Below are 19,767 nucleotides of genomic sequence, written 5' to 3'. Positions count from 1 at the left end.
CGGAGTTCGGCACGGCACCTCGCCGCGTTGGCGAAAAGCCCACATAGGAACCACTATGAGGACTTCCCGCCGCCTTGCGATGCACCATCCTGAACCCCGCTCCGTAACGGGCGAATCCCGACCGACGCGGCACTGGCGGAGCGCTTCGGGCAGGGGTGGAATCCGGTCGTGCGGGGTGGCACGGCCGGATCCGGACCCGTGGGGGCGGGGCCGGGTCGTCACCCTTCCGGGTCGACCGACTCCGGCTCCACCCCGAGCAGGTTGGCGACCTCCTCGACCACGGCCTCGTGGACCAGGAGGGCCATCTCGTCCGGATCCTTGGTCCGGATCTCCACGGGACGGCGGTAGACGACGATCCTGGCCCGACCCTCGGGGTCGGTCTCCAGGCGGGAGAAGGGGATCGTCTCGGATGGCTCGCCGCGGGGCGGGACCGGCGGAACGTCCTCCACTAGGAAGTCGACGTTCGCCAGCTCGCGTGCCCACAACCGTTCGAGGCGTTCGACCGCGTCCAAGACGAGGTCGTCGAAGGCCTGCGCTCGGCTGCGGTACACCGGTAGGTCGGAGGGCACGAGAGGACCGCGGATGCCTCGGCCGCGGCGGTCCCGGCGCCGGACTCGATCTGGTTGGCCACTGGAAAGGCGCACTCGTCGCACACTTCGAGCCTAAGCCATCACGGGCCCCTGGCGTAGCCCCTGTCCGATTCGGGCCCCAAGGCCATGGTGGGGCCGTGGATCCCGGGAACCCGCTCGAAGCCGGCGAGTGGGTTCGGAAAACGTACAGCTCATGACACGATGCTGGCGTGTCCCTCGGTAAAGGCATACAGTCGAACGCTGTGAGCCATGTTCGACGCTGTTCCCGCACCGCGTGCAGGCAGCCCGCCGTATTCACGCTCACGTACGTCTACGCCGACTCCACCGCCGTCCTCGGACCGCTCGCCGCCTACGTGGAACCGCACTGCTACGACCTGTGCGCCATGCACGCCGAGCGCCTGACCGCACCGCGCGGGTGGGAGGTGGTCCGGCTCCCGGTCGAGACGTCGGGCGGAGGCCCCGGCAGCGATGACCTGGAGGCGCTGGCGGACGCCGTACGTGAGGCGGCGCGGCCGCCAGCGCGTTCTGAGCCGTCCCCCGGAGAGCCGGTGGGCGAGGGCCAGGAGATCCTGCGCCGCGGCCACCTACGCGTGGTCAAGTCCGACCGTTCCGAACAGCGAGACCCTCGCCGACCGCACGGCTGAACGGGCGCCCCCTCCGGGCGATGCCCGTGGGGCTCCCAGCCGGTACCTTGCTAGTTTTGTACGGCGTCCGGAACCCGGACGCTGGACCGAACTCGTGGCAGAACCGACCCGGCCGGAGCAGACGTGGTTGACCTCGGAAGCATCTTCAAGGCATACGACGTGCGGGGTGTGATTCCGGACACCTTCAACGCCGATATCGCCCGAGCGATCGGTGCGGCATTCGCCCGCGTGGTGGCCGCTTCCTCCGTCGTGGTCGCCCACGACATGCGCCCCTCCTCGCCGGAGCTCGCCCACGCCTTCGCCGACGGGGTCACCTCCCAGGGCGTGGACGTGGTGTTCGCCGGACTCGGCTCCACCGACCTGCTCTACTACGGGTCCGGTGCCCTGGACATGCCCGGTGCCATGTTCACCGCCAGTCACAACCCGGCGGAGTACAACGGCATCAAGATGTGCCGGGCCGGGGCCGCGCCCATCAGCGGCGAGTCCGGTCTGGACGACATCCGTCGTCTCGCCCAGGAGAGCCTGAACGGGGGCGGCGTCCCCGCCCACGACGGCCCGAAGGGCACCGTCGCCGAGAGGGACCTGCTCGCCGACTACGCCGAATACCTGCGCGACCTGGTGGACCTGTCGGGTTCTCGGCCGCTCAAGGCCGTGGTGGACGCCGGCAACGGCATGGGCGGCCACACCGTCCCCGCGGTGCTGCGCGACCTGCCGCTGGAGATCGTGCCCCTGTACTTCGAACTCGACGGCACCTTCCCCAACCACCCGGCCAACCCGTTGGACCCCGACAACCTGGTCGACCTCCAGGCCAAGGTGCGCGAGACCGGCGCCGACATCGGTCTGGCCTTCGACGGTGACGCCGACCGCTGCTTCGTCATCGACGAGCGGGGCGAACCGGTACCCCCGTCCGCGGTCACCGCGCTGGTCGCCGTCCAGGAACTGAAGCGCGAACCGGGCGCGACCATCATCCACAACCTCATCACCTCCGCGGCGGTCCCCGAGATCGTCGCCGAACACGGCGGCGAGCCCGTCCGCACCCGGGTCGGTCACTCCTTCATCAAGGCGACGATGGCCGAGAGCGGGGCCGTCTTCGGTGGTGAGCACTCCGCCCACTACTACTTCCGGGACTTCTGGAAGGCGGACACGGGTATGCTCGCGGCGATGCACGTCCTCCGTGTCCTGGGGGCGGACCAACGGCCGCTCTCGCAGATCACGGAGGAGTACTCCCGCTACGCGGCCTCGGGTGAGATCAACTCGAAGGTCGACGACGCCTCCGGTCGCATGGCGGCGGTACGCGAGGCGTTCGTCGGACGGGACGGAGTCACCGTCGACGAACTCGACGGTCTCAGCGTCACCTTGCCGGAAGGGGCCTGGTTCAACCTGCGCGCCTCCAACACCGAGCCGCTCCTGCGGCTCAACGTCGAGGCCGCCGACGACACAGAGGTCGCGCGCCTGCGCGACGAGGTCCTGGACATTGTCCGTGCCTGACCCGACCTCGCACGAGGCCGGCACACGAGGAACGAGAATCATGAGCACGAAGATCGACGGCTGGCTGCTGGAGATCCTGGCCTGCCCGCAGAGCCAGGCGCCGCTGCGCCACGACCCCGAGACCGACGAGCTGGTCTGCGACGAGAGCGGCCTGGCCTACCCCATCCGGGACGGCATCCCGGTCCTGCTCGTCGACGAGGCGCGCAAGATCTCCCAGCCCTGAACCCTCACCCAGGGGCCTTCACGAGGTACCCCCGGCAGGATCGAAAAAGGTTCGGGCCGAAACGGAACGTTCTACTCGTTTCGGCAGTCATAGGGGGTACGTCGGTCAGGCGGTGACCCACAGGGTCCCGTCTCTCCCAGCACGCCGACCGACGTACCCTGCCCGTACCCTGGTCCTGCGCGCCCCGCACAAGACGACCTCCCTGGAGGACACCGATGCCCGGTCCCGAATCGCTACTGCCGAGCGACCCCTCATCGTTCGGTGACTACAGCGTGACCGGACGACTCGGAAAGGGCGGCCAGGGCGTCGTCTACCTCGTCGAGGACACCGACGGGGAGGAGTACGCGGTCAAGGTCCTCAACGACCAGTGGTCGCAGGACTCCGACCTGCGCAAGCGGTTCGAGAAGGAGGTGCGGGCCGCCCAGCGGGTCGCGTCCTTCTGTACCGCGGCGATCATCGACGCCCAACTCGATCACGATCCGCCCTACGTGGTGAGCGAGTTCGTGCCGGGCAAGGACCTCCAGGAGACCGTGGCCAAGGGGCGCGCGGTCCGGGGGGCCGCGCTCCAGCGACTGGCGGTGTCCACCGCGACCGCGCTCGTGGCCATCCACAAGGCGGGCATCGTCCACCGCGACTTCAAGCCCGGCAACGTGCTGCTGGGCCCGGACGGGCCGCGGGTGATCGACTTCGGCATCGCCCGGGTCGACGACGGCACCGCCACCATGACCAACTCGATCGTCGGTACGCCCTCCTACATGGCGCCCGAACAGATCGAGGGGCGCGGGATCACCGACAAGTGCGACATCTTCGCGTGGGGATGCGTGATCGCGTTCTCCTCCACCGGACGGGCGCCCTTCGGTTCCGACACGGTGCCCGCCGTGGTGCACCGGGTGGTCAGCGCGCCCCCGGACCTGGACGGCATCGACGACATGCTGCGCCCCATCGTCGAGTCGTGCCTGGACAAGAACCCCGACAACCGCCCCAACGCCCAGCAGCTCCTCATGCGGCTGCTCGGGCACGAGGCCGACGAACCCGACACCGCCGACGCGTTCGAGCGGGGTGAGCGGGTCGCCCAGACCGGTCTGCTCAACGGGGCGCAGTTGCCGCCGGTCCAGCCGCAGACGGGCCCTCAACCCCAGACCGGGCCACGCCCCGGGATGGCCTACCCGCCGGGGGTCTCCGACCCGCGAACCGGTCAGAACCCCGGGTTCGCCAACCCCACCCCGGGCATGGGCAACCCCGGTATTTCCAACCCGCGGCCGGGGATGCCGGGGCACCCCATGAGCTCGGACCCCAGGCACGGCGGCTACGCCATGCAGCCGGGCACGTCCGACCCGCGTCCCGGCATGCTCGGGCAGCCGCCGCTGCCACAGCAGCCCAGGCTCCCGCAGGCGGCGCAGCACGGCGCGAACCCCATGATGACCGGCGGGCTGCACCCCAACCAGACCTACGGGGGCGGTTACCAGCAGCAACGGAAGGACTCGGTGCTGCAGCAGGGCTGGGTCATCCCGCTCGTGCTCATCACCATCGTCATCCTGCTCCTGCTGGTGCTCATCCTCGCGATCAGCGGCTGACCGAGCGGGCCCCGGGCGCGGTCAGGCCCGGGTGAGCTCGTTCATCGAACGCGAGACCGCCTCGTCCACCAGGTCGCGTACCCGGGGCCACCGGTCGTCGACGCAGTCGCTGGGCATCACCGTGACGCTGTCGCTGCCCGACATCTCCAGGACGTCCTGGACCCCCTCCGGTGTGGTCAGGCGCGCGTTCGCGGTCACCGCCAACACGCCCGAGGGTGGTCTGCCCACGTCCTGCACCACCACGTACAGCGAGAGACACGCCGCACCTACCTCCAGGTCCAGGCGGGCCCACCAGTGCGTGGCTCCGGGGGTGAGCAGCACGCGCGCGGCCACCCCGGTCCCGGCGCCTGAAGTACCGTCCCCAGAGGTCACGGTGGCGCGTGCCGTCGGGTCGAGCGCTCGCAGGATGAGCTCGACCGTGGCGCCGCGGGAGCGCACGTAGTCCAGGACCCTTCTTCGGGTGACCGCGCTCAGCGGTGGCACGGGAGCGTCGAGCACGGGACCCGTCCTCGGACCCCATCCGATCTCCGCGCGCAACGCCTCGGTGACCAGCCGGGCGAAGTGGGTGACCAGCTCCGCGAAGTGTTCGCCCTCCCGCGGACCGACCCGGGCCCGGGGTGCGGGGGTGCGCGGATCCGGCAGCAACGGCGGGTGGTCGGCGCGCTGGAGCACCCTGGACGCCAGCACCCACGGCAGGATCCGAGCGGGTGCTCCTTCGGAGGCTTCGGTGGAGGGTCCGTTCAGCTCGTCCAGCGTCCGCGCGCACTCCGCGTATACGTGGGCGGCGCGTACGACCGGATGCGCGGGCACGGTCGCCGCCTCGGCCAGGGCACGGGTGTGTTCGGCGGACAGTGGGGCCTGCGGCGGGCCCGAGACGGCGGACAGTTCGGCCACCCGCCCGGCGAGGCCCGCGATGTGGTCGGCGGTCATCGGGGGGTGGGGCTCGACCGGGTCGACGAGCAACAGGTCCGCGAGCGCCGGTCCGCCGCCCCACCCCTGGACGCGGTCGTGGGTGAGGGAACGTCGAGCCGCGGCCCGGGCCTCCAGGGTCTGGCACTGGCGGTGCCGGGCCCAGAACGCCCGAAGGCGGTCGACGTCCGTGAGTTCTGTGCGCACGCGATCCGGGAGGGAGTCCCGGACAGGGGCGCCGAGTTGGCTGTCCACGTGTGTTCACGTAGCCCGGGGGCGGTTTGCCAAAACATGCCGAACGGTTGGTCTGGGTGTCCGGAGGCGGCCGTGAATCCGGGTCAACCAGAGAGTTTCAAGAGCGTCCTGGGGCCGCTGGTGACCGGGTTCCGTCCTGTGGTGCGGGAGGTCGCCGTTCGGGCGCCCGAACCGAGGTGGGGCCGCCGTACCTCAAAGGGTGGGACGGAGCAGGCGCATCGCCTTCTCCTTCTCGAAGTCCATGGCCCGCGCGGGCGCCGGGGTCAGTCGACCCAGGCGTTCGCCGTGAGAGCGCACCCGGGCCAGGACCTCGGGTTCGGCCAGGACCCGCAGGGCGAAGGAGAGCGCGGCCGGAGGGATGTCGAACTCGCGCTCCAGCTCCAGCCCACCGCGGATGGTCCGCAGGTCCTCCTCCGTGAACCGGCGGTGCCGGTGGCCGCGCCCGATCGGCGGGTCCTGGGTGCGGGGGAGCAGCCCGAGGCCCTCTCGGTAGCGGAGCATGCGGGCCGTGCTGCCGACGCGTTCGGCGGCCGCCGAGATCGGCACCGGGGCGGGATCGGTGGAATCGCCGGGTTCGATGGAAGGAGTGTCGCGGGCGGCCATGTACGCGACCCTAACCCACCCCCACCTGTGCGCGGGGGGAATCTAACGCTCCGTCGTCAACTTTGTGACCCGGGTGGGGATGCGCCCCTAGAATCGGGGTCGCCACCACGACTTGACGAGTGAGGAACCCATGGCATTCGACTTCAAGGTCGCCGATCTTTCCCTGGCCGAGTTCGGCCGCGACGAGATCCGCCTCGCCGAGCACGAGATGCCCGGACTCATGGCCACCCGAGCCGAGTACGGGGAGAGCAAGCCCCTCCGAGGCGCCCGCATCATGGGCTCCCTGCACATGACCGTGCAGACCGCGGTCCTCATCGAGACCCTCGTCGCCCTGGGCGCCGAGGTCCGCTGGGTCAGCTGCAACATCTTCTCCACCCAGGACCACGCGGCCGCCGCGATCGTCGTCGGCCCCGACGGCACCGTCGACGACCCCAAGGGTGTCCCGGTCTTCGCCTGGAAGGGCGAGACCCTGGAGGAGTACTGGTGGTGCACCGAGCAGGCGCTCACCTGGCCGGGCGAGGGCCCCAACATGATCCTGGACGACGGCGGCGACGCCACCATGCTCGTCCACAAGGGCGCCGAGTTCGAGAAGGCCGGCGTCGTGCCGGACCCCTCCACCGCCGACAGCGAGGAGTTCGCGGTCGTCCTCAAGCTTCTGGGCGAGAGCCTGAAGAAGGACACCGGCAAGTGGACCAAGCTCGCCGAGGAGATCCAGGGCGTCACCGAGGAGACCACCACCGGTGTGCTCCGCCTGTACGAGATGCAGCGTGAGGGCACGCTCTCCTTCCCGGCGATCAACGTCAACGACTCCGTCACCAAGAGCAAGTTCGACAACAAGTACGGCATCCGCCACTCGCTGCCGGACGGCATCATGCGTGCCACCGACGTCCTCATCGGCGGCAAGGTCGCCGTGATCTGCGGTTACGGCGACGTGGGCAAGGGTTCCGCGGACGCGCTGCGTGGCCAGGGCGCCCGCGTCATCGTCACCGAGATCGACCCGATCAACGCCCTCCAGGCCGCCATGGACGGCTTCCAGGTCGCCACCCTGGAGGACGTGCTGGACACCGGTGACATCTTCGTCACCACCACCGGCAACTTCAACGTGATCATGGCCGACCAGATCGCGCGCATGAAGCACCAGGCGATCGTCGGCAACGTCGGCCACTTCGACAACGAGATCGACATGGCCGGCCTGGCGAAGATCCCTGGCATCAAGAAGAAGGAGATCAAGCCGCAGGTCCACGAGTGGACCTTCGAGGACGGCAAGTCCGTCCTGGTGCTCTCCGAGGGCCGCCTGCTCAACCTGGGCAACGCCACCGGTCACCCCAGCTTCGTGATGTCCAACAGCTTCACCAACCAGGTCATCGCGCAGATCGAGCTGTTCACCAAGACCGACGAGTACCCGACCGGTGTGTACACGCTGCCGAAGATCCTCGACGAGAAGGTCGCGCGTCTGCACCTGGACGCGCTCGGCGTCAGGCTGACCGAGCTCACCAAGGAGCAGGCCTCCTACATCGGCGTGGACGTGGCCGGGCCGTACAAGCCGGACCACTACCGCTACTGATGGACCTCCGGCGATGACAACGCCCTCACACGAGGTAGCGGACCTCGGCCTCTCGGAGGCCGGGGTCCGTCGCGTGGCCTGGGCCGAACGCTCCATGCCCGTGCTGCGCAGCGTCCGTGAACGGTTCGCCGCCGAACGTCCCCTGGAAGGGCTGCGGGTGGCGGCGTGCCTGCACGTCACGGCGGAGACCGCCAACCTGCTGCGCGCCCTGCGGGCGGGCGGTGCCCAGGTGTGGCTGGCCGCGTCCAACCCGCTGTCCACCCAGGACGACACCGCCGCCGCGCTGGTGGCGGAGTACGGGGTGGGCGTGCACGCCTGGGCCGGTATGGACACCGTCGCCTACGACCGCAACCTGGTCACCGTCCTGGAGTCCCGTCCGCACCTGCTGCTGGACGACGGCTGCGACCTGGTGAACACGGTCCACGCCCACCGCCCCGACCTGCTCGAAGGCGTGCTGGGCGGCTGTGAACAGACCACCACCGGCGTGATCCGGCTGCGCCGGATGAGCGCCGCCGGAGAGCTTCGGGTTCCCATGGTGGCGGTCAACGACACCCGCACCAAGCGGATGTTCGACAACCGCTACGGCACCGGGCAATCCACCGTCGACGGCATCCTGCGGGCCACCAACACCCTGCTGGCCGGGCGGACCGTGGTCGTGGCCGGCTACGGCTACTGCGGCCGGGGACTGGCCGAACGCTTCCGTGGCATGGGCTCGAACGTGGTCGTCACCGAGGTCGACCCGGTCAAGGCCCTGGACGCCGTCATGCAGGGGTACACGGTCGCCACCATGGGCGAGGCCGCGCCGGTCGGGGACGTGTTCGTCACCGCCACCGGCAATCGCGAGGTGATCCGGGGAGAACACCTGGAGCGGATGCGGGACGGCGCGATCCTGGCCAACTCGGGCCACTTCGATCTGGAGATCGACCTACCGGCCCTGGAGTCGCTGGCGGTACGGGTGAACCACGGAGTGCGCGAACAGGCCGACGAGTACGTGTTCGAGGATGGTCGGAGCGTCCTGCTGCTGTCGGAGGGGCGGTTGGTCAACCTCGGCGCAGCCGAGGGCCACCCGGCCGCGGTCATGGACATGTCCTTCGCCGTGCAGGCGTTGACCACGGCGTGGCTGGCCGGCGCGCACGAGGACCTGGCCCCGGACGTGGTCGAGGTACCGGCCGAGATCGACAACGAGGTCGCGCGACTCGAACTGGCGGCCCTGGGCGTGGGGATCGACACCCTCACATCCGAACAGGAGGCCTACCTCAGCTCCTGGCGTCCCTGACTCACCGGGGTGGTCCGGGGTCGTGGGGCGGAGGTGTCCGATCGCTGCCACCGGGCCACTGCCACGGCGCCGGGGCCTGCGGGTACGGCCCCGGTTGCCGTGGGCCCGCGGGGTAGGGACCCGGCTGCTGCCATTCGGCCGCGTTCGGGTCCGTGCCGGTCATCTTGTGCAGGGTGCGGCGGCGCCGTTCGGCCAGCACCGCGGCGAGGAACACCGGGGGAGTGGTCCCCGGCGGCGGGGGCGGGCTGACCTGGGCGGCGACCGTGTCGGCCAACTGCGCGCCCATCTCGTGCCGGGTGTGCTCGGCCAGCTCGCCGTAGCGCAGCACGTATTGGCGGGCGGAGTCCGCGGTCTCGGGGGACAACCGGGAGAGTTCGGCCTGGGCGGCCCATCCGGCCAGCTGCGGCGGCATCGGGATCTCCTGCTGCCTGCGGGAGACGGAGCGTTCCTCCACCACCATGGTCCCGGCCACGAAGTCACCGACGCGGCGGCCCTCCCGGTTGATCATCGAGGTGATCAGCGCGATCACGCCCGAGGTCATCCAGAACTCCACGACCCCGCTCAGCGCGCGGGCCAGCGCCTGACGGAACCGCTCCGGCGAACCGTCGGTGCCGACCACCCGCAGACCCAGCGCCATCTTGCCCAGGGAACGTCCGCGCGAGAGCGTTTCGAACGCGGTCGGGTAACCGACCAGGATGAGGATGCTCAGCCCCAGGTAGATCGCGGCGGTCGCCGCCGGGTTCACGGAGACGCCGATCCACATCACCACCACGGCCAGCGCGAGCAGGGCGACGGCCTGCAGGATGACGTCGATGGCCAAGGCGGCGGTACGGGTCGCGAACCCCGCGGGGCGCAATTCCAGCACCACCGCGTCCCCCGTGACCAACGGCGTCACGCCGTAGACGTCGCCGCGGGTATCGCCGCCGGGGTAGGACACCTGTACACGCTCCCTCTCCGGGTGTTCTGGAACCGTTCCACCGACACTACCCGGGCCGAGCGCGCACCGGTCGCGGGGGAGCACGGTGGCCGGGTCAAGATCCAGTAGTGTCCAATGCGTGGATATCGACGTGTTCTCCGCGGTGCACACGCAGGAATGGGACCGGCTGGACGAACTGGTGCGCAGACGCCGTTCGCTCACGGGTGAGGAGATCGACGAACTCGTCGAGCTCTACCAGAGGGTTTCCACACACCTGTCGGTGGTGCGTACCTCCGGACAGGACCCGGCGCTCTCGGGACGGTTGTCGTCCCTGGTGGCCCGGGCACGGTCGGCCGTGACGGGCGCGCATTCCTCCGGTTGGGCCGACGTCGGCGCGTTCTTCACCCGCGGGTTCCCGGCCACGCTGTACCGCCTGCGCTGGTGGTGGATCGGGACCACCCTGGGAACCCTGTTGGTCGCGACCGTCACGGGGTGGTGGGTGGCGGGCGATCCGGACGTGCTGGCGGCGCTGGGCACCCCTGAATCCATCGCCCGCTACGTCGAGTACGAGTTCGCGAACTACTACACGGAGAACCCGGCGGGTTCGTTCGCGGCGCAGGTGTGGACCAACAACGCCTGGGTGGCGGCGCAGGCGATCATCTTCGGGGTGGCCTTCGGGCTGCCGACCCTCTGGGTGCTGTTGACGAACGCGATCAACGTGGGCATGGCCGGTGGCATGATGTTCGCCCACGGCCGCGGTGACGTCTTCTTCGCGCTGATCCTCCCGCACGGCCTGCTGGAGCTCACGGCGGTGTTCGTCGCCGGAGGTGTGGGCCTCAAGATCGGGTGGTCGCTGATCTCCCCGGGCGAGCGCACCCGATTGCGCGCCCTGGGCGAGGAGGCCCGTGCCGCCATCGGTGTGGCCCTGGGACTGGCGGTGGTGCTGTTCATCTCGGGCCTCATCGAGGGCCTGGTGACCGGCTGGATCACCAACACCTGGGTCGCCATCGGCATCGGTGTGGTGGCCGAGGCGCTGTTCTTCCTGTACGTGTTCACCGTCGGCAAGCGCGCCCATGAGGAGGGGGAGACCGGCGACATCGAGGACGCCCCCGCAGCCGTCCCCGTCGCCGGCTAGGCGAGATCTCCTCTGACAGAATCGAAGTCATGAGTGCATCCCCTCGTTGGTTCAAGAGCAGCTACAGCGCGGCTGTGAGCTGCTGCCTCGAAGTCGCGAGGTCGGAGGCGGTGATCCTGGTGCGCGACTCCCGACGACCCGAGGATGAGCGGCTGGTCTTCGACGGGGCGGAATGGCGGGCCTTCGTCAGTTCGCCTCCTCGTTGACCCTTTCCAGCCACTCGCGGGCGTCCTCGGAGTCCGGGTGGCCATGGCCCAGGGTCCGCTCGCGCACGTCCACACAGCGTCGTAGGTGCTCACCGGCCCTGTCGCAGTCTCCGGCCATGAACGCCGCTCGCCCCAGGTAGTAGTCGGACATCGCGACCAAGGGGTGTTCGACGTCCAGCGTCCGTAGACGGATCTCTCGCACGGCGAGGAACTCGTCCTCGGCGCGACGTACGTCCCCCAGGTGCATGAGGGCGAAGGCGACGTTCTCGCGTGCGAGGAGCACCCGGCCGTCGTCCGGTCCGTAACGGCGTGTCCTGGACTCGATCAAGGGGCGGAACCCCGTGACGGCCGCTTGCCAGTCACCACGGCGCAGGGGCATGAGGGCGACCATGAAACGCGCGCTGAACGTGGCGTCGTGCTCCTCGCCGTGCACCGCGAGGTTGGTTTCGAGGAGGTCGTGGTAGGCCCTCTCGGCCTTCGTCAGCTCTCCCTGTTGTAGCCAGGACTCGGCTATGCCGTGCCGCATCCTGAGAGTCTCGGGGTGACTCTCTCCGAGCTGAGACTCCAGGTCCCGTACGAACCGACGCCCCATCGACTCGGCTCCCTCGCTCAGGCCGGCCAGGTTGAGGAGGCGAACGATCTCCACCGCCTGGGAGACGAGTTCCGGCGACTCTCGGAAATCCGGATCGTCGCCCGGAAGCGGGTCTCCCCACCGGGCCCGTCGCCGCAGGATGTGGAAATGGGCGATCGACTCCTGGAACGGGTCACGTCCGTTCTGCCGAAACAGGAGCGAGGTGACCTCGTCGATGAGCGGTGCGTCCGACGAGGTGAGCCCTTCCAACACGGTCTCCGCCACGAGGGGGTGCAGGTGTACCGCCGGCTCACCCCTGTCAAGGCTCGACCGGACCAGTCCTTGGACGATCAAGGCGTTGATCGAACGGGCCAGGGTCGCCTCGTCCAAGGGGGACGCGGGATCGTCGAGGAGACCACCCCGAAGCGCGGAGATCGGAAGCCTGCGCACGGACACGTGCATGCCTTCGGGTCCTAGGAGAGCCAGGAACTCGAGTAGCCGTTCGGCCTGAGGGAAACGCTCGCCGACCAGTCGCAAGGACAGGCTCCAGACCCCCGAGAGCAGCTCGCGCTCGCTGCTCGTTCCGGCGATCAACGGGGAGGCGAGTCTGTCCAGGCCGGTGACATCGTCCTTCAACCGTTCCAGCAGCGACCAGGCGTCGGGGAACAGCAACCCATGGGTGGCGAGGATGCGTCCGGCCAGTGCCAGGGCGATCGGCACGCCACCGAGGCGTTCGGCGAGGGCCTCGGCCCCGGGTATGTCTTCGGCCCCGGCGTGGTCGCTCAACGCCGACCTCGCGGCCTGGTGGGTCAGAATCTCCACTCGGTGCACCTTCGCCGGAGCCCAGAGCGCGGGGTCGTTCACGCGGCTGGTGACCAGGACGAATCCTCCGGGGCTGGAGCGCATCCAACCCCGCTGTTCGCCCGGGCGGTTCTCCGGGTCCAGCAGCTCGGGGCGGTCGGCGTTGTCGATTACCAGCAGCCAGGGATGGGGAGCGGCGTCGAGGTGTCGCCAGACCCAGCGGGCAGCCGATCGAGGGGCGCCCTTCACCTGCTCGGCCTCGGTGCGCGAGGCGCCCAGTTCCACGGCGATCTCCAGCATGCTCGGCAGGATCGCGTCCGGCCGCACCCAGAACACGGTCCACCCCTCGGTGCGGGCGTGCTCGGCGAGGGCCGCCGCCACGGTGGTCTTGCCGAACCCGCCGGGCCCGGTGAGCACATGTGGCTCGGGCGCCCCGGGCGCCATCGCGTCCCGGAGGGCCTCCAAAAGCCCGTCACGCCCTCGTACGGCGGTGGCGAGACGCGGAGGGTCCAGCGACACGTCCGCGACGGTGGCGGGCGCCTGAGGGGAGTACACGTTGACGTCGCCGTGGATGTCACGGGACTGGATCAGTTGCCCGTGGACGGCGCCGTGGGCGGAGTTGTGGGCGTCAGGGGGTGAGGCCATGTCCCCATAGTGCACGGTTCCGTGCGGGCACCGGCGTAGGACGAAGATCGGCTCGGTTTCGTGACGCTGCGTCATACGGTTCGGGTATGGCGATGATCAGCTTCAGCCCCGATGACCAGACCGAGCGTGAACTGCGAGAACTCGCTGGGGGACGTTGACCACTCCACCGTCCTCAAGGGGATCATCCACGAGGCCTACGTCGAGCGCCGTCACGCTCTGCGCCATGCGGTCGGCCCTGAGGGGTGGAGAGCCCCTCATGCCGCACGAAGGAGACGCCCCCGTACGGGAGCGCCTCCTTTCGAGTCCGGGTGCTACAACCGGCCTTGGGCCTTGAGGTTGATGTAGGCGTCGGCCAGGGCCGGGGCGATGCGCTCGGGGTCGGCGTCGACCACCTCGGCGCCCATCCGGCGCAGCTCCGCGCTGATCCGGTGTCGCTCGCTCATGGTGCGTTCGGCGGAGGCCGCCCGGTACAGCGCGGCGGCGCTACCCCGTTCGGTCGCCATCTCCTCCACCTTCGGGTCCTTGATCCCCGCCACCAACAACAGGTGGTGCGAGGACAACAGCGGCAGACGCGGCAACAGACCCTCTTCGAGGGCGGTCGCGTTGAGGTCGGTCAACAACACCACCAACCGGCGACTGCGGCCCTGGGAGAGCACCGTGCTGACCAACCCCGCGGGGTCCGACTCCACCAGCTCGGCCTCCAACGGCGCCATGGCCTCCACGACCCGATGCACCTGGCTGCCCTTGCCCGAGGCCTTCACCTGGGCGCGGACGACCCGGTCATAGGCCATGAAGTCCACCCGGTCGCCCGCCTTGCCGGCCAGCGCGGTGAGCAGCAGGGCCGCGTCCATGGCGTGGTCCAACCGCGGGGTGTCGCCCACGCGTCCGGCGGAGGTGCGTCCGGTGTCCAACACGATGAGGATGCGCCGGTCGCGTTCGGGACGCCAGGTCCGCACCACCACACCGTCGTTGCGGGCCGTGGCGCGCCAGTCGATGGACCGGACGTCGTCCCCGGGTACGTAGTCGCGCAGTGAGTCGAACTCGCTGCCCTGACCACGCACCATCGCGGTGTGCTGTCCCTCCAACTCGCGCAGCCGGGACAGCTTGCCCGGCAGGTGCCTGCGGCTGTGGAACGGCGGCAGCGTCCGCACGGTCCACGGAGCCTGGAGGGTGGCCTGACGCCCGGCGAGCCCCAACGGGCCGACGCTGCGAACCGTGACCCCGGCGGACCGGGCGTCGCCGCGCCGGGTCGGGGTGAGGGTGGTCGTGACCCGCCGTCGTTCACCCGCCGCCACCCGAAGAGGCCGTGCCTTGGGCGTGCTGTGCGAGCTGGGCGGCCAGGCGTCGCGCACCGAACCGCGCAGCCGGCGCTTGGTCGGGTTGCCCACCAGGACCGAGACCGAAGCGGAGTCGCCCAGCCGCAACGAGGTGTCGCCTTCCCGGGACAGCCGCATCCGGCGAGGGGAGGTCGCCAACCCAACGTCCAGCACGATGAGCAGCACCACCAGGCCCACGGCGATGTAGGTGACGGGCTCACCGATCTGACCGGAGATCGCCACCGCGCACGTCGCGAGGAGCGCCAAGAGCACGGCCCGGCCGGTGACCACCATCAGCGCGGCACCGGGACGGAGGCGAGCACGCCGTCCAGGATCCCATCCGTGGTGGCGCCCTCCAGTTCGGCCTCCGGGCGCAGTCCGATCCGGTGCCGCAGGGTGCCCTTGGCCAGGGCCTTGACGTCGTCCGGGGTCACGTAGTCACGCCCCGACAGCCAGGCCCAGGCCCGGCTGGTGCGCAGCAGCGCCGTGGCGCCACGAGGGGAGGCGCCCAACCGCAGGGACGGCGAGTAGCGGGTGGCCCGGCACAGGTCCACGATGTAACCGAGGACCTCGGGGGCCACCCGTACCTGCGCGACGGCCTCGCGGGCCGCCCGCAGTTCGGCCGCCCCCGCGACCGCGGTCACGCCGGCGGCGGCCAGGTCGCCCGGGTCGAACCCGGCGGCGTGCCTGCCGAGCATGTCGATCTCCGAGTGGCGTTCGGGCAGCGGGATCGTCACCTTGAGCAGGAACCGGTCCAGCTGGGCCTCGGGCAGCGGGTAGGTGCCCTCGTACTCCACGGGGTTCTGGGTGGCCGCCACCATGAACGGGTCCGGTAGCGCCACCGGGGCGCCCTCCACCGTGACCTGACGTTCCTCCATGGCCTCCAGCAGGGAGGCCTGGGTCTTGGGCGGCGTCCGGTTGATCTCGTCGGCCAGCAGCAGGTTGGTGAAGACCGGGCCCTTCATGAACTCGAACTTCGCCGTGTGCTGGTCGTAGACGAGTGACCCGGTCACGTCGCCGGGCATCAGGTCGGGGGTGAACTGGACCCGCTTGTTGTCCAGGGACAGTGCGGCGGAGACCGTGCGCACGAGCAGTGTCTTGGCGACACCGGGCACACCCTCCAACAGGACATGGCCCCGGCACAGCAGTGCCACGACCAGGCCGGTCACCGTCTCGTCCTGGCCCACGACGGCCTTGGCCACCTCACGGCGCAGGGCGGTCAGTGCCGCCCGTGCCTCGTCGGCGGAGGGCAGTGCCTCGGGTGTGAACGCGCTCACGTGCCGTCTACCTCTCTCGATCCCTTGTCGGTTCTGGTCTGGGGAGAACCGCGCGACCCTTCGGTCCCGGTCCTTCGGTGCGTCGCCCGGTGCCGCGGGTCATCGCAGCTTCCGGGCGAGCCCGTCCAACGCTTCGCCGAGCCCGAGCATGGCGGCGTCATCGGCCACGTACGGGTCGTTCGGCCCCGGGTACAGCAGTTGTTCCAAGTGACGCGGGTCGTCCCCGGTTCGCGCGGCCAGCGTCGCCACCACGGTCTGCGAGCCGGAGTCGGCGTTCAGTCCCAGCTTGGGCACCGAACGTTCAAGGAAACCGTTGCGCAGCGCGGCCGCCACCCGGTCCCGCGCGTTGCGCGACCGGTACAGCCCGGCCCTCCCCTCGGTGGTCTCCGAGGCGCGCACCACGACGGGCAGCGACTCTTGGACCAGGGCGCCCATCCGCCGGCCCCGCCAGAGGGCGAGCAGCAGCAGCGTCAGGGCGAGGGGCACCGTGGACCACAGCAGTCCGCCCGGGAGAAGGTCGACGATGTCGGAGCCGCCGACCTCCTCGGGGGCGTCCGGGCGCAGCCACACGACGTTCTCCGCCGACGCCAGGTTCAGGGCCAGGGCGGCGTTGCCGTCGGCGTCCAGGTCGCGGTTGGACAGGAAGGCACCGGTGCCGACCACGGTGGTGGTGCCTCCGTGCGGAGAATCCACCCTCATCAGCGCGGACCCGTCGTCGGACGGGTAGCAGGCCTGGGCGACCACGTCCTCGTTCGCGGAGTACAGCTCACCGCCGACCTCGGCGGACCCCGCGGAATCGGCGGCGGGCAGCGCGCATTCCGGTTCGAGGGACTCCTCGTCGTCGGCCCGCCCGGTCACGTCGGTTCCCGGCGCGAACGCCCCCAGGGAACGCAGCGAGGGCCGCACGAGCACGGTGTCCGTGCCCAGCTCGGAGAGTGTGTCCAGCTCCTCGGGCAGCAACCGATGGTCGAGGAAGACCAGCAGCACGGTGTCCTCACCCGCGCGTTCCACGGCCCGCGCCGCGGACGTGGAGTCACGCGCCACGGTGACGTCGGACTCCTCGCCCAGGAGCCGGGCGAGGGCCCGCGCCCCATCGGGTTCGGGGCTGCCCGGCTCAAGGTGGCCGGAGGGGAACTGTTCGCCGCCCAGGGACAGCAGGACCCCCACCAGGAGCAGGGCGGAGACCAGGGCCGCCGGGACACGGACCGAGCGCCACAGTCGTCGGGCTCCGGAGTCGTTCCCGGGACGGGGCCGTTCTCGGGTCGCGGACTCGGGGGAGGCCGGAGCGGTCGCCGTCATCGTGTCCCCTCCACGGTCTCGCCCTCGGCGAGCACCGGACGGGCGGCGCTGAGCCGAACGTCCAGTTCGCGCAGGATGCGGGCGGAGTCCGCGGTGGCGACCCGGTCGCCGTAGACCACGTCGTTGAAGATGCGGGCGCCCTCGCGCAGCTCCTCGGCCTCTCCCGGCAGTACGTCGGAGGCCTCGGCCGCGAGTTCGGTGGCGGTGCGCCCGGCCCGGGGAGCGATGATGGTCCGGTCCTCCAGGTCCACGCTGATGGCGCGCAGTCGTTCCATGACCGCCTGGGCGAACTCGCCGGCGGTCTCGTGTCGTTCGGCCGCGGCGCGGTGGTCGGCCGCCGAGCGGACGGCTCCCTCGTGGACGAGGGCGTCGATACGGAGGTTGCGCCTCGGTCGCAGGTACACGACCAGCACGATCACGGCGATCGCCACGATGAGCAGGATCAGGGCGGCCCAGACCCAACCGGGCAGGTACCCCTCACCGGCGGCGATCAGGGCGTCGAACCACTCTCCCAGCCAGGCCAGGAAGCGATCGATGATCGAGGGTTCGTGCTCACCGTAGAGCGGGTCGGAGAGTTCCTCGATGGCGCGGCGTCGCCCCTCGTCCCGGCTCACCTCCAGGGGCGCGAACGTCGCCGGCCTCACGCGCGCGGCTCCGGCAGGTAGATCTCCGGGCCGCTCGACCCGCCCCGCTGGGCGACCTGGTGCAGCTTCAGGTCGAGCCCCTCACGGCGCATCCGCAGATCGACGTAGAGCAGGGTGTTCACCCCGGCCACGAACGGTTGGGTGACCGCGTAGATCAGCACGGTGAGCAGGTAGGTGATCGCTCCGGCGAGGATCGTGAGCCAGGCGGCCTCGGGAGCGGCCACGCTGATGACACCGGTGATCAGAGCCACCGGGCCGCTCAGGACCATCTGCACCAGCATGACGATGAGCCCGGTAAGGATCCAGTAGCCCAGGGTGCGCCACCAACCGCCCCGCGAGAGGCGCCAGGAACGCGCGATGGCCTGGAAGGGACCGATCCGCTCCAGCACGACTATCGGCATGGCGAAGTACAGCCGGATCCAGATCCACATCGCGGGCGCGATCACCGCGACCGCCGCGAGCAGGCCGACCAGCAGTCCGACGGCCACTCCGGCCCCACCACCGGAGGAGTAGCCGACCATGACGCCGACGAGGATCGCGACGAACATCGCGAGGAAGAACACCACGCCGATGACGAACCCGAGGAGCAGCTTCAACAGGGAGAGGCCGATGATGGCGCCGATTCGGCCGCGGGCGGCCTCCCACGCCTGCTTCGGGGTGAGCTTGTGACCGAGGACCGCCATGCCCGCGACCGCCGCCAGGAGGCCGAGCAGGATCGCCGCGCCCAGGTAGACGATCAGCTCGCCGAGGTACATGAGGCCCATGACCAGCGGAGAGGACGGGAAGAGCGGCGCGTTCGGGTCGACGGCCATCGGATCGGCCATGACCTCGTCCAGGAACGTGGTGTAGTCGTTCAGGAAGAGCGTCGAGGCGATCGAGCTGAGGATGGTCGCCAACGCCATGACGACGAGGGCCGACCCCATGGTGGTCTTCGGGTTGTTGCGGACGTAGCTGAACGCCCCGTTGAAGATGTCACCGAGGCTCATGGGCCGCAGCGCCACCACACCTGGCTTGGGGGCGTTGGGTCGCCCGGGGCCGTATCCGTGGCCGCCCTGGGGGCCGTTGCCGGGCGGGTATCCGGGGGGAACGCCGTGACCCGGGACACCGGGCGGGACGCTCCCGGGCGGTGGCCCGTAGGAAGGCTGTTGTCCGTAGTGCTGTCCGTAGGGGGGATGCCCGCCGTGGCCGGGCTGTGCGGGCGGGACGTACCCGGGCGGTGGCCCGTAGGACGGCTGCCCGTAGGCGGGTTGTTCGCCGTGGCCGGGCTGTGCGAGGCCCGGGTCATCGGTCCCCGTGGGAGGAGGCGTCGCCCCCTGCCCCGGAGCGGCCCATCCGGGGGCCGCGGGACCCTGGTCGGGGGAACCCGGGGCCGGCCGCTCGGACCCGCCGGAGCTCCCGGAGTCGGGCGACCGCTGTTCCTCGGTGCCGTCCGGGCTCTCCCCGGACGTGTCCCGGTGGCCGTCCTCCTGGCTCATCCGTTCCGCCCTCCGTGAGGTTCGGTTACTCTGCGCGAGCGTATTCGCGCCAATTCTGATCTGTCGGAAACCAACCTACCGGTCGGTCCCACCGCTCTTCAGTGGCCTCGGAGTGTGTCCCATGCCAACCGACGCACTTCATTCCTTTTGTATGCTTTCTGTTACCAACCGGCCAAGTCACGTAGCCTTCCAGGTCTTCCTGGCCAGGGGCGACACCGCCGGTGGTCGAAAGCAGGCCAAAAGGGCCCAACACCGTTGACCGCTCTTCCAACCCTGGCCATAGCCGGCAAGGTTGGAGAAGACGTAACGCGGTTCCCGACGATCCCGAACCGGGATCACGGGGACCGAACCACTGA

At 70.2% G+C, this 19,767-nt stretch carries 18 protein-coding genes; 8 read left to right on the top strand and 10 right to left on the bottom strand.

What is annotated here, in order from left to right; translation table 11 throughout:
* Window positions 1-218: 218 nt before the first annotated feature.
* The gene (locus ACWGKS_RS10305) at window positions 219-569 is read right to left on the bottom strand and encodes a metallopeptidase family protein (protein ID WP_358503345.1); all 351 of its coding nucleotides are present in this window, start codon (window positions 567-569) and stop codon (window positions 219-221) included.
* Window positions 570-832: 263 nt separating this feature from the next.
* On the opposite strand from ACWGKS_RS10305, the gene ACWGKS_RS10300 reads away from it, so the two are divergent.
* From ACWGKS_RS10300 to ACWGKS_RS10285, 4 genes are all read left to right on the top strand, one after another.
* Window positions 833-1,234, top strand: a complete 402-nt coding sequence (locus tag ACWGKS_RS10300) for a DUF3499 domain-containing protein (RefSeq protein ID WP_067607308.1) — start codon at window positions 833-835, stop codon at window positions 1,232-1,234.
* A gap of 123 nt (window positions 1,235-1,357) precedes the next feature.
* Window positions 1,358-2,722, top strand: coding sequence for a phosphomannomutase/phosphoglucomutase (locus ACWGKS_RS10295; RefSeq protein WP_358503342.1), 1,365 nt, complete (start codon window positions 1,358-1,360; stop codon window positions 2,720-2,722).
* Window positions 2,723-2,762: 40 nt separating this feature from the next.
* Window positions 2,763-2,945, top strand: a complete 183-nt coding sequence (locus ACWGKS_RS10290) for a Trm112 family protein (RefSeq protein ID WP_067607312.1) — start codon at window positions 2,763-2,765, stop codon at window positions 2,943-2,945.
* 215 nt (window positions 2,946-3,160) lie between these two features.
* Complete coding sequence (locus ACWGKS_RS10285) at window positions 3,161-4,519, top strand: protein kinase domain-containing protein (protein WP_358503338.1); 1,359 nt, start codon at window positions 3,161-3,163, stop codon at window positions 4,517-4,519.
* A 21-nt stretch (window positions 4,520-4,540) separates the two neighbouring features.
* On the opposite strand, the gene ACWGKS_RS10280 is transcribed toward ACWGKS_RS10285, so the two are convergent.
* Together ACWGKS_RS10280 and ACWGKS_RS10275 are read right to left on the bottom strand one after the other, a co-directional pair.
* The gene (locus ACWGKS_RS10280; protein ID WP_452522380.1) at window positions 4,541-5,635 is read right to left on the bottom strand and encodes a hypothetical protein; all 1,095 of its coding nucleotides are present in this window, start codon (window positions 5,633-5,635) and stop codon (window positions 4,541-4,543) included.
* Window positions 5,636-5,875: 240 nt separating this feature from the next.
* Window positions 5,876-6,286, bottom strand: coding sequence for a MerR family transcriptional regulator (locus ACWGKS_RS10275; protein ID WP_358503332.1), 411 nt, complete (start codon window positions 6,284-6,286; stop codon window positions 5,876-5,878).
* A 130-nt stretch (window positions 6,287-6,416) separates the two neighbouring features.
* Between ACWGKS_RS10275 and ahcY (ACWGKS_RS10270) the strand changes: the two genes are divergently transcribed.
* Together ahcY (ACWGKS_RS10270) and ahcY (ACWGKS_RS10265) are read left to right on the top strand one after the other, a co-directional pair.
* Window positions 6,417-7,850 carry an adenosylhomocysteinase gene (gene ahcY, locus ACWGKS_RS10270; protein ID WP_358503330.1) on the top strand — a complete coding sequence of 478 codons (1,434 nt, stop codon included), beginning with the start codon at window positions 6,417-6,419 and terminating at the stop codon, window positions 7,848-7,850.
* A 13-nt stretch (window positions 7,851-7,863) separates the two neighbouring features.
* Window positions 7,864-9,126, top strand: a complete 1,263-nt coding sequence (gene ahcY, locus ACWGKS_RS10265) for an adenosylhomocysteinase (protein ID WP_358503327.1) — start codon at window positions 7,864-7,866, stop codon at window positions 9,124-9,126.
* 1 nt (window position 9,127) lies between these two features.
* Here ahcY (ACWGKS_RS10265) and ACWGKS_RS10260 read toward each other — a convergent pair whose 3' ends face one another.
* Entirely contained in the window at window positions 9,128-10,063 is a 936-nt protein-coding gene (locus ACWGKS_RS10260; protein ID WP_358503325.1) for an RDD family protein, read from the bottom strand.
* Window positions 10,064-10,181: 118 nt separating this feature from the next.
* Here ACWGKS_RS10260 and ACWGKS_RS10255 point away from each other — a divergent pair, with 118 nt between their 5' ends.
* Together ACWGKS_RS10255 and ACWGKS_RS10250 are read left to right on the top strand one after the other, a co-directional pair.
* Window positions 10,182-11,177: a stage II sporulation protein M gene (locus ACWGKS_RS10255; RefSeq protein WP_358503323.1), complete on the top strand. Its 996-nt coding sequence runs from the start codon at window positions 10,182-10,184 to the stop codon at window positions 11,175-11,177.
* Window positions 11,178-11,206: 29 nt separating this feature from the next.
* On the top strand, window positions 11,207-11,383 hold the full coding sequence (locus tag ACWGKS_RS10250) for a DUF397 domain-containing protein (protein WP_358503321.1): 177 nt from the start codon (window positions 11,207-11,209) through the stop codon (window positions 11,381-11,383).
* On the opposite strand, the gene ACWGKS_RS10245 is transcribed toward ACWGKS_RS10250, so the two are convergent.
* The 6 genes from ACWGKS_RS10245 to ACWGKS_RS10220 form a co-directional block, all read right to left on the bottom strand.
* On the bottom strand, window positions 11,364-13,400 hold the full coding sequence (locus ACWGKS_RS10245; protein ID WP_452455259.1) for a tetratricopeptide repeat protein: 2,037 nt from the start codon (window positions 13,398-13,400) through the stop codon (window positions 11,364-11,366). The two genes, ACWGKS_RS10250 and ACWGKS_RS10245, sit on opposite strands and share 20 nt — an antisense overlap.
* A 311-nt stretch (window positions 13,401-13,711) precedes the next feature.
* On the bottom strand, window positions 13,712-15,010 hold the full coding sequence (locus tag ACWGKS_RS10240; RefSeq protein ID WP_452455260.1) for a DUF58 domain-containing protein: 1,299 nt from the start codon (window positions 15,008-15,010) through the stop codon (window positions 13,712-13,714).
* Window positions 15,010-15,993 (bottom strand): AAA family ATPase, encoded by a 984-nt coding sequence (locus ACWGKS_RS10235; protein ID WP_358503314.1) that lies wholly within the window; start codon window positions 15,991-15,993, stop codon window positions 15,010-15,012. The genes ACWGKS_RS10240 and ACWGKS_RS10235 overlap by 1 nt, the downstream gene beginning before the upstream one ends.
* A 99-nt stretch (window positions 15,994-16,092) precedes the next feature.
* Complete coding sequence (locus ACWGKS_RS10230) at window positions 16,093-17,292, bottom strand: DUF4350 domain-containing protein (protein ID WP_358503311.1); 1,200 nt, start codon at window positions 17,290-17,292, stop codon at window positions 16,093-16,095.
* A complete protein-coding gene (locus ACWGKS_RS10225; protein ID WP_358503309.1) occupies window positions 17,289-17,936 on the bottom strand; it encodes a DUF4129 domain-containing protein in 648 nt (215 codons plus the stop codon). Before ACWGKS_RS10225 ends, ACWGKS_RS10230 begins: the two co-directional genes overlap by 4 nt.
* The gene (locus ACWGKS_RS10220; RefSeq protein ID WP_452522375.1) at window positions 17,933-19,411 is read right to left on the bottom strand and encodes a glycerophosphoryl diester phosphodiesterase membrane domain-containing protein; all 1,479 of its coding nucleotides are present in this window, start codon (window positions 19,409-19,411) and stop codon (window positions 17,933-17,935) included. The genes ACWGKS_RS10225 and ACWGKS_RS10220 overlap by 4 nt, the downstream gene beginning before the upstream one ends.
* Between the last annotated feature and the right edge of the window lie 356 nt (window positions 19,412-19,767).

Source organism: Nocardiopsis sp. NPDC055879 (assembly GCF_053615935.1).
This window is presented reverse-complemented; position numbering and strand designations above follow the sequence as displayed.

Bases quoted from the DNA above. Each gene is read 5' to 3' on its own strand.
- ahcY (WP_358503330.1), top strand. From the start codon at position 6,417: ATGGCATTCGACTTCAAGGTCGCCGATCTTTCCCTGGCCGAGTTCGGC.
- ahcY (WP_358503327.1), top strand. From the start codon at position 7,864: ATGACAACGCCCTCACACGAGGTAGCGGACCTCGGCCTCTCGGAGGCC.
- ACWGKS_RS10275 (WP_358503332.1), bottom strand. From the start codon at position 6,286: ATGGCCGCCCGCGACACTCCTTCCATCGAACCCGGCGATTCCACCGAT.
- ACWGKS_RS10285 (WP_358503338.1), top strand. From the start codon at position 3,161: ATGCCCGGTCCCGAATCGCTACTGCCGAGCGACCCCTCATCGTTCGGT.
- ACWGKS_RS10245 (WP_452455259.1), bottom strand. From the start codon at position 13,400: ATGGCCTCACCCCCTGACGCCCACAACTCCGCCCACGGCGCCGTCCAC.
- ACWGKS_RS10250 (WP_358503321.1), top strand. From the start codon at position 11,207: ATGAGTGCATCCCCTCGTTGGTTCAAGAGCAGCTACAGCGCGGCTGTG.
- ACWGKS_RS10290 (WP_067607312.1), top strand. From the start codon at position 2,763: ATGAGCACGAAGATCGACGGCTGGCTGCTGGAGATCCTGGCCTGCCCG.
- ACWGKS_RS10220 (WP_452522375.1), bottom strand. From the start codon at position 19,411: ATGAGCCAGGAGGACGGCCACCGGGACACGTCCGGGGAGAGCCCGGAC.
- ACWGKS_RS10230 (WP_358503311.1), bottom strand. From the start codon at position 17,292: ATGACGGCGACCGCTCCGGCCTCCCCCGAGTCCGCGACCCGAGAACGG.
- ACWGKS_RS10240 (WP_452455260.1), bottom strand. From the start codon at position 15,010: ATGGTGGTCACCGGCCGGGCCGTGCTCTTGGCGCTCCTCGCGACGTGC.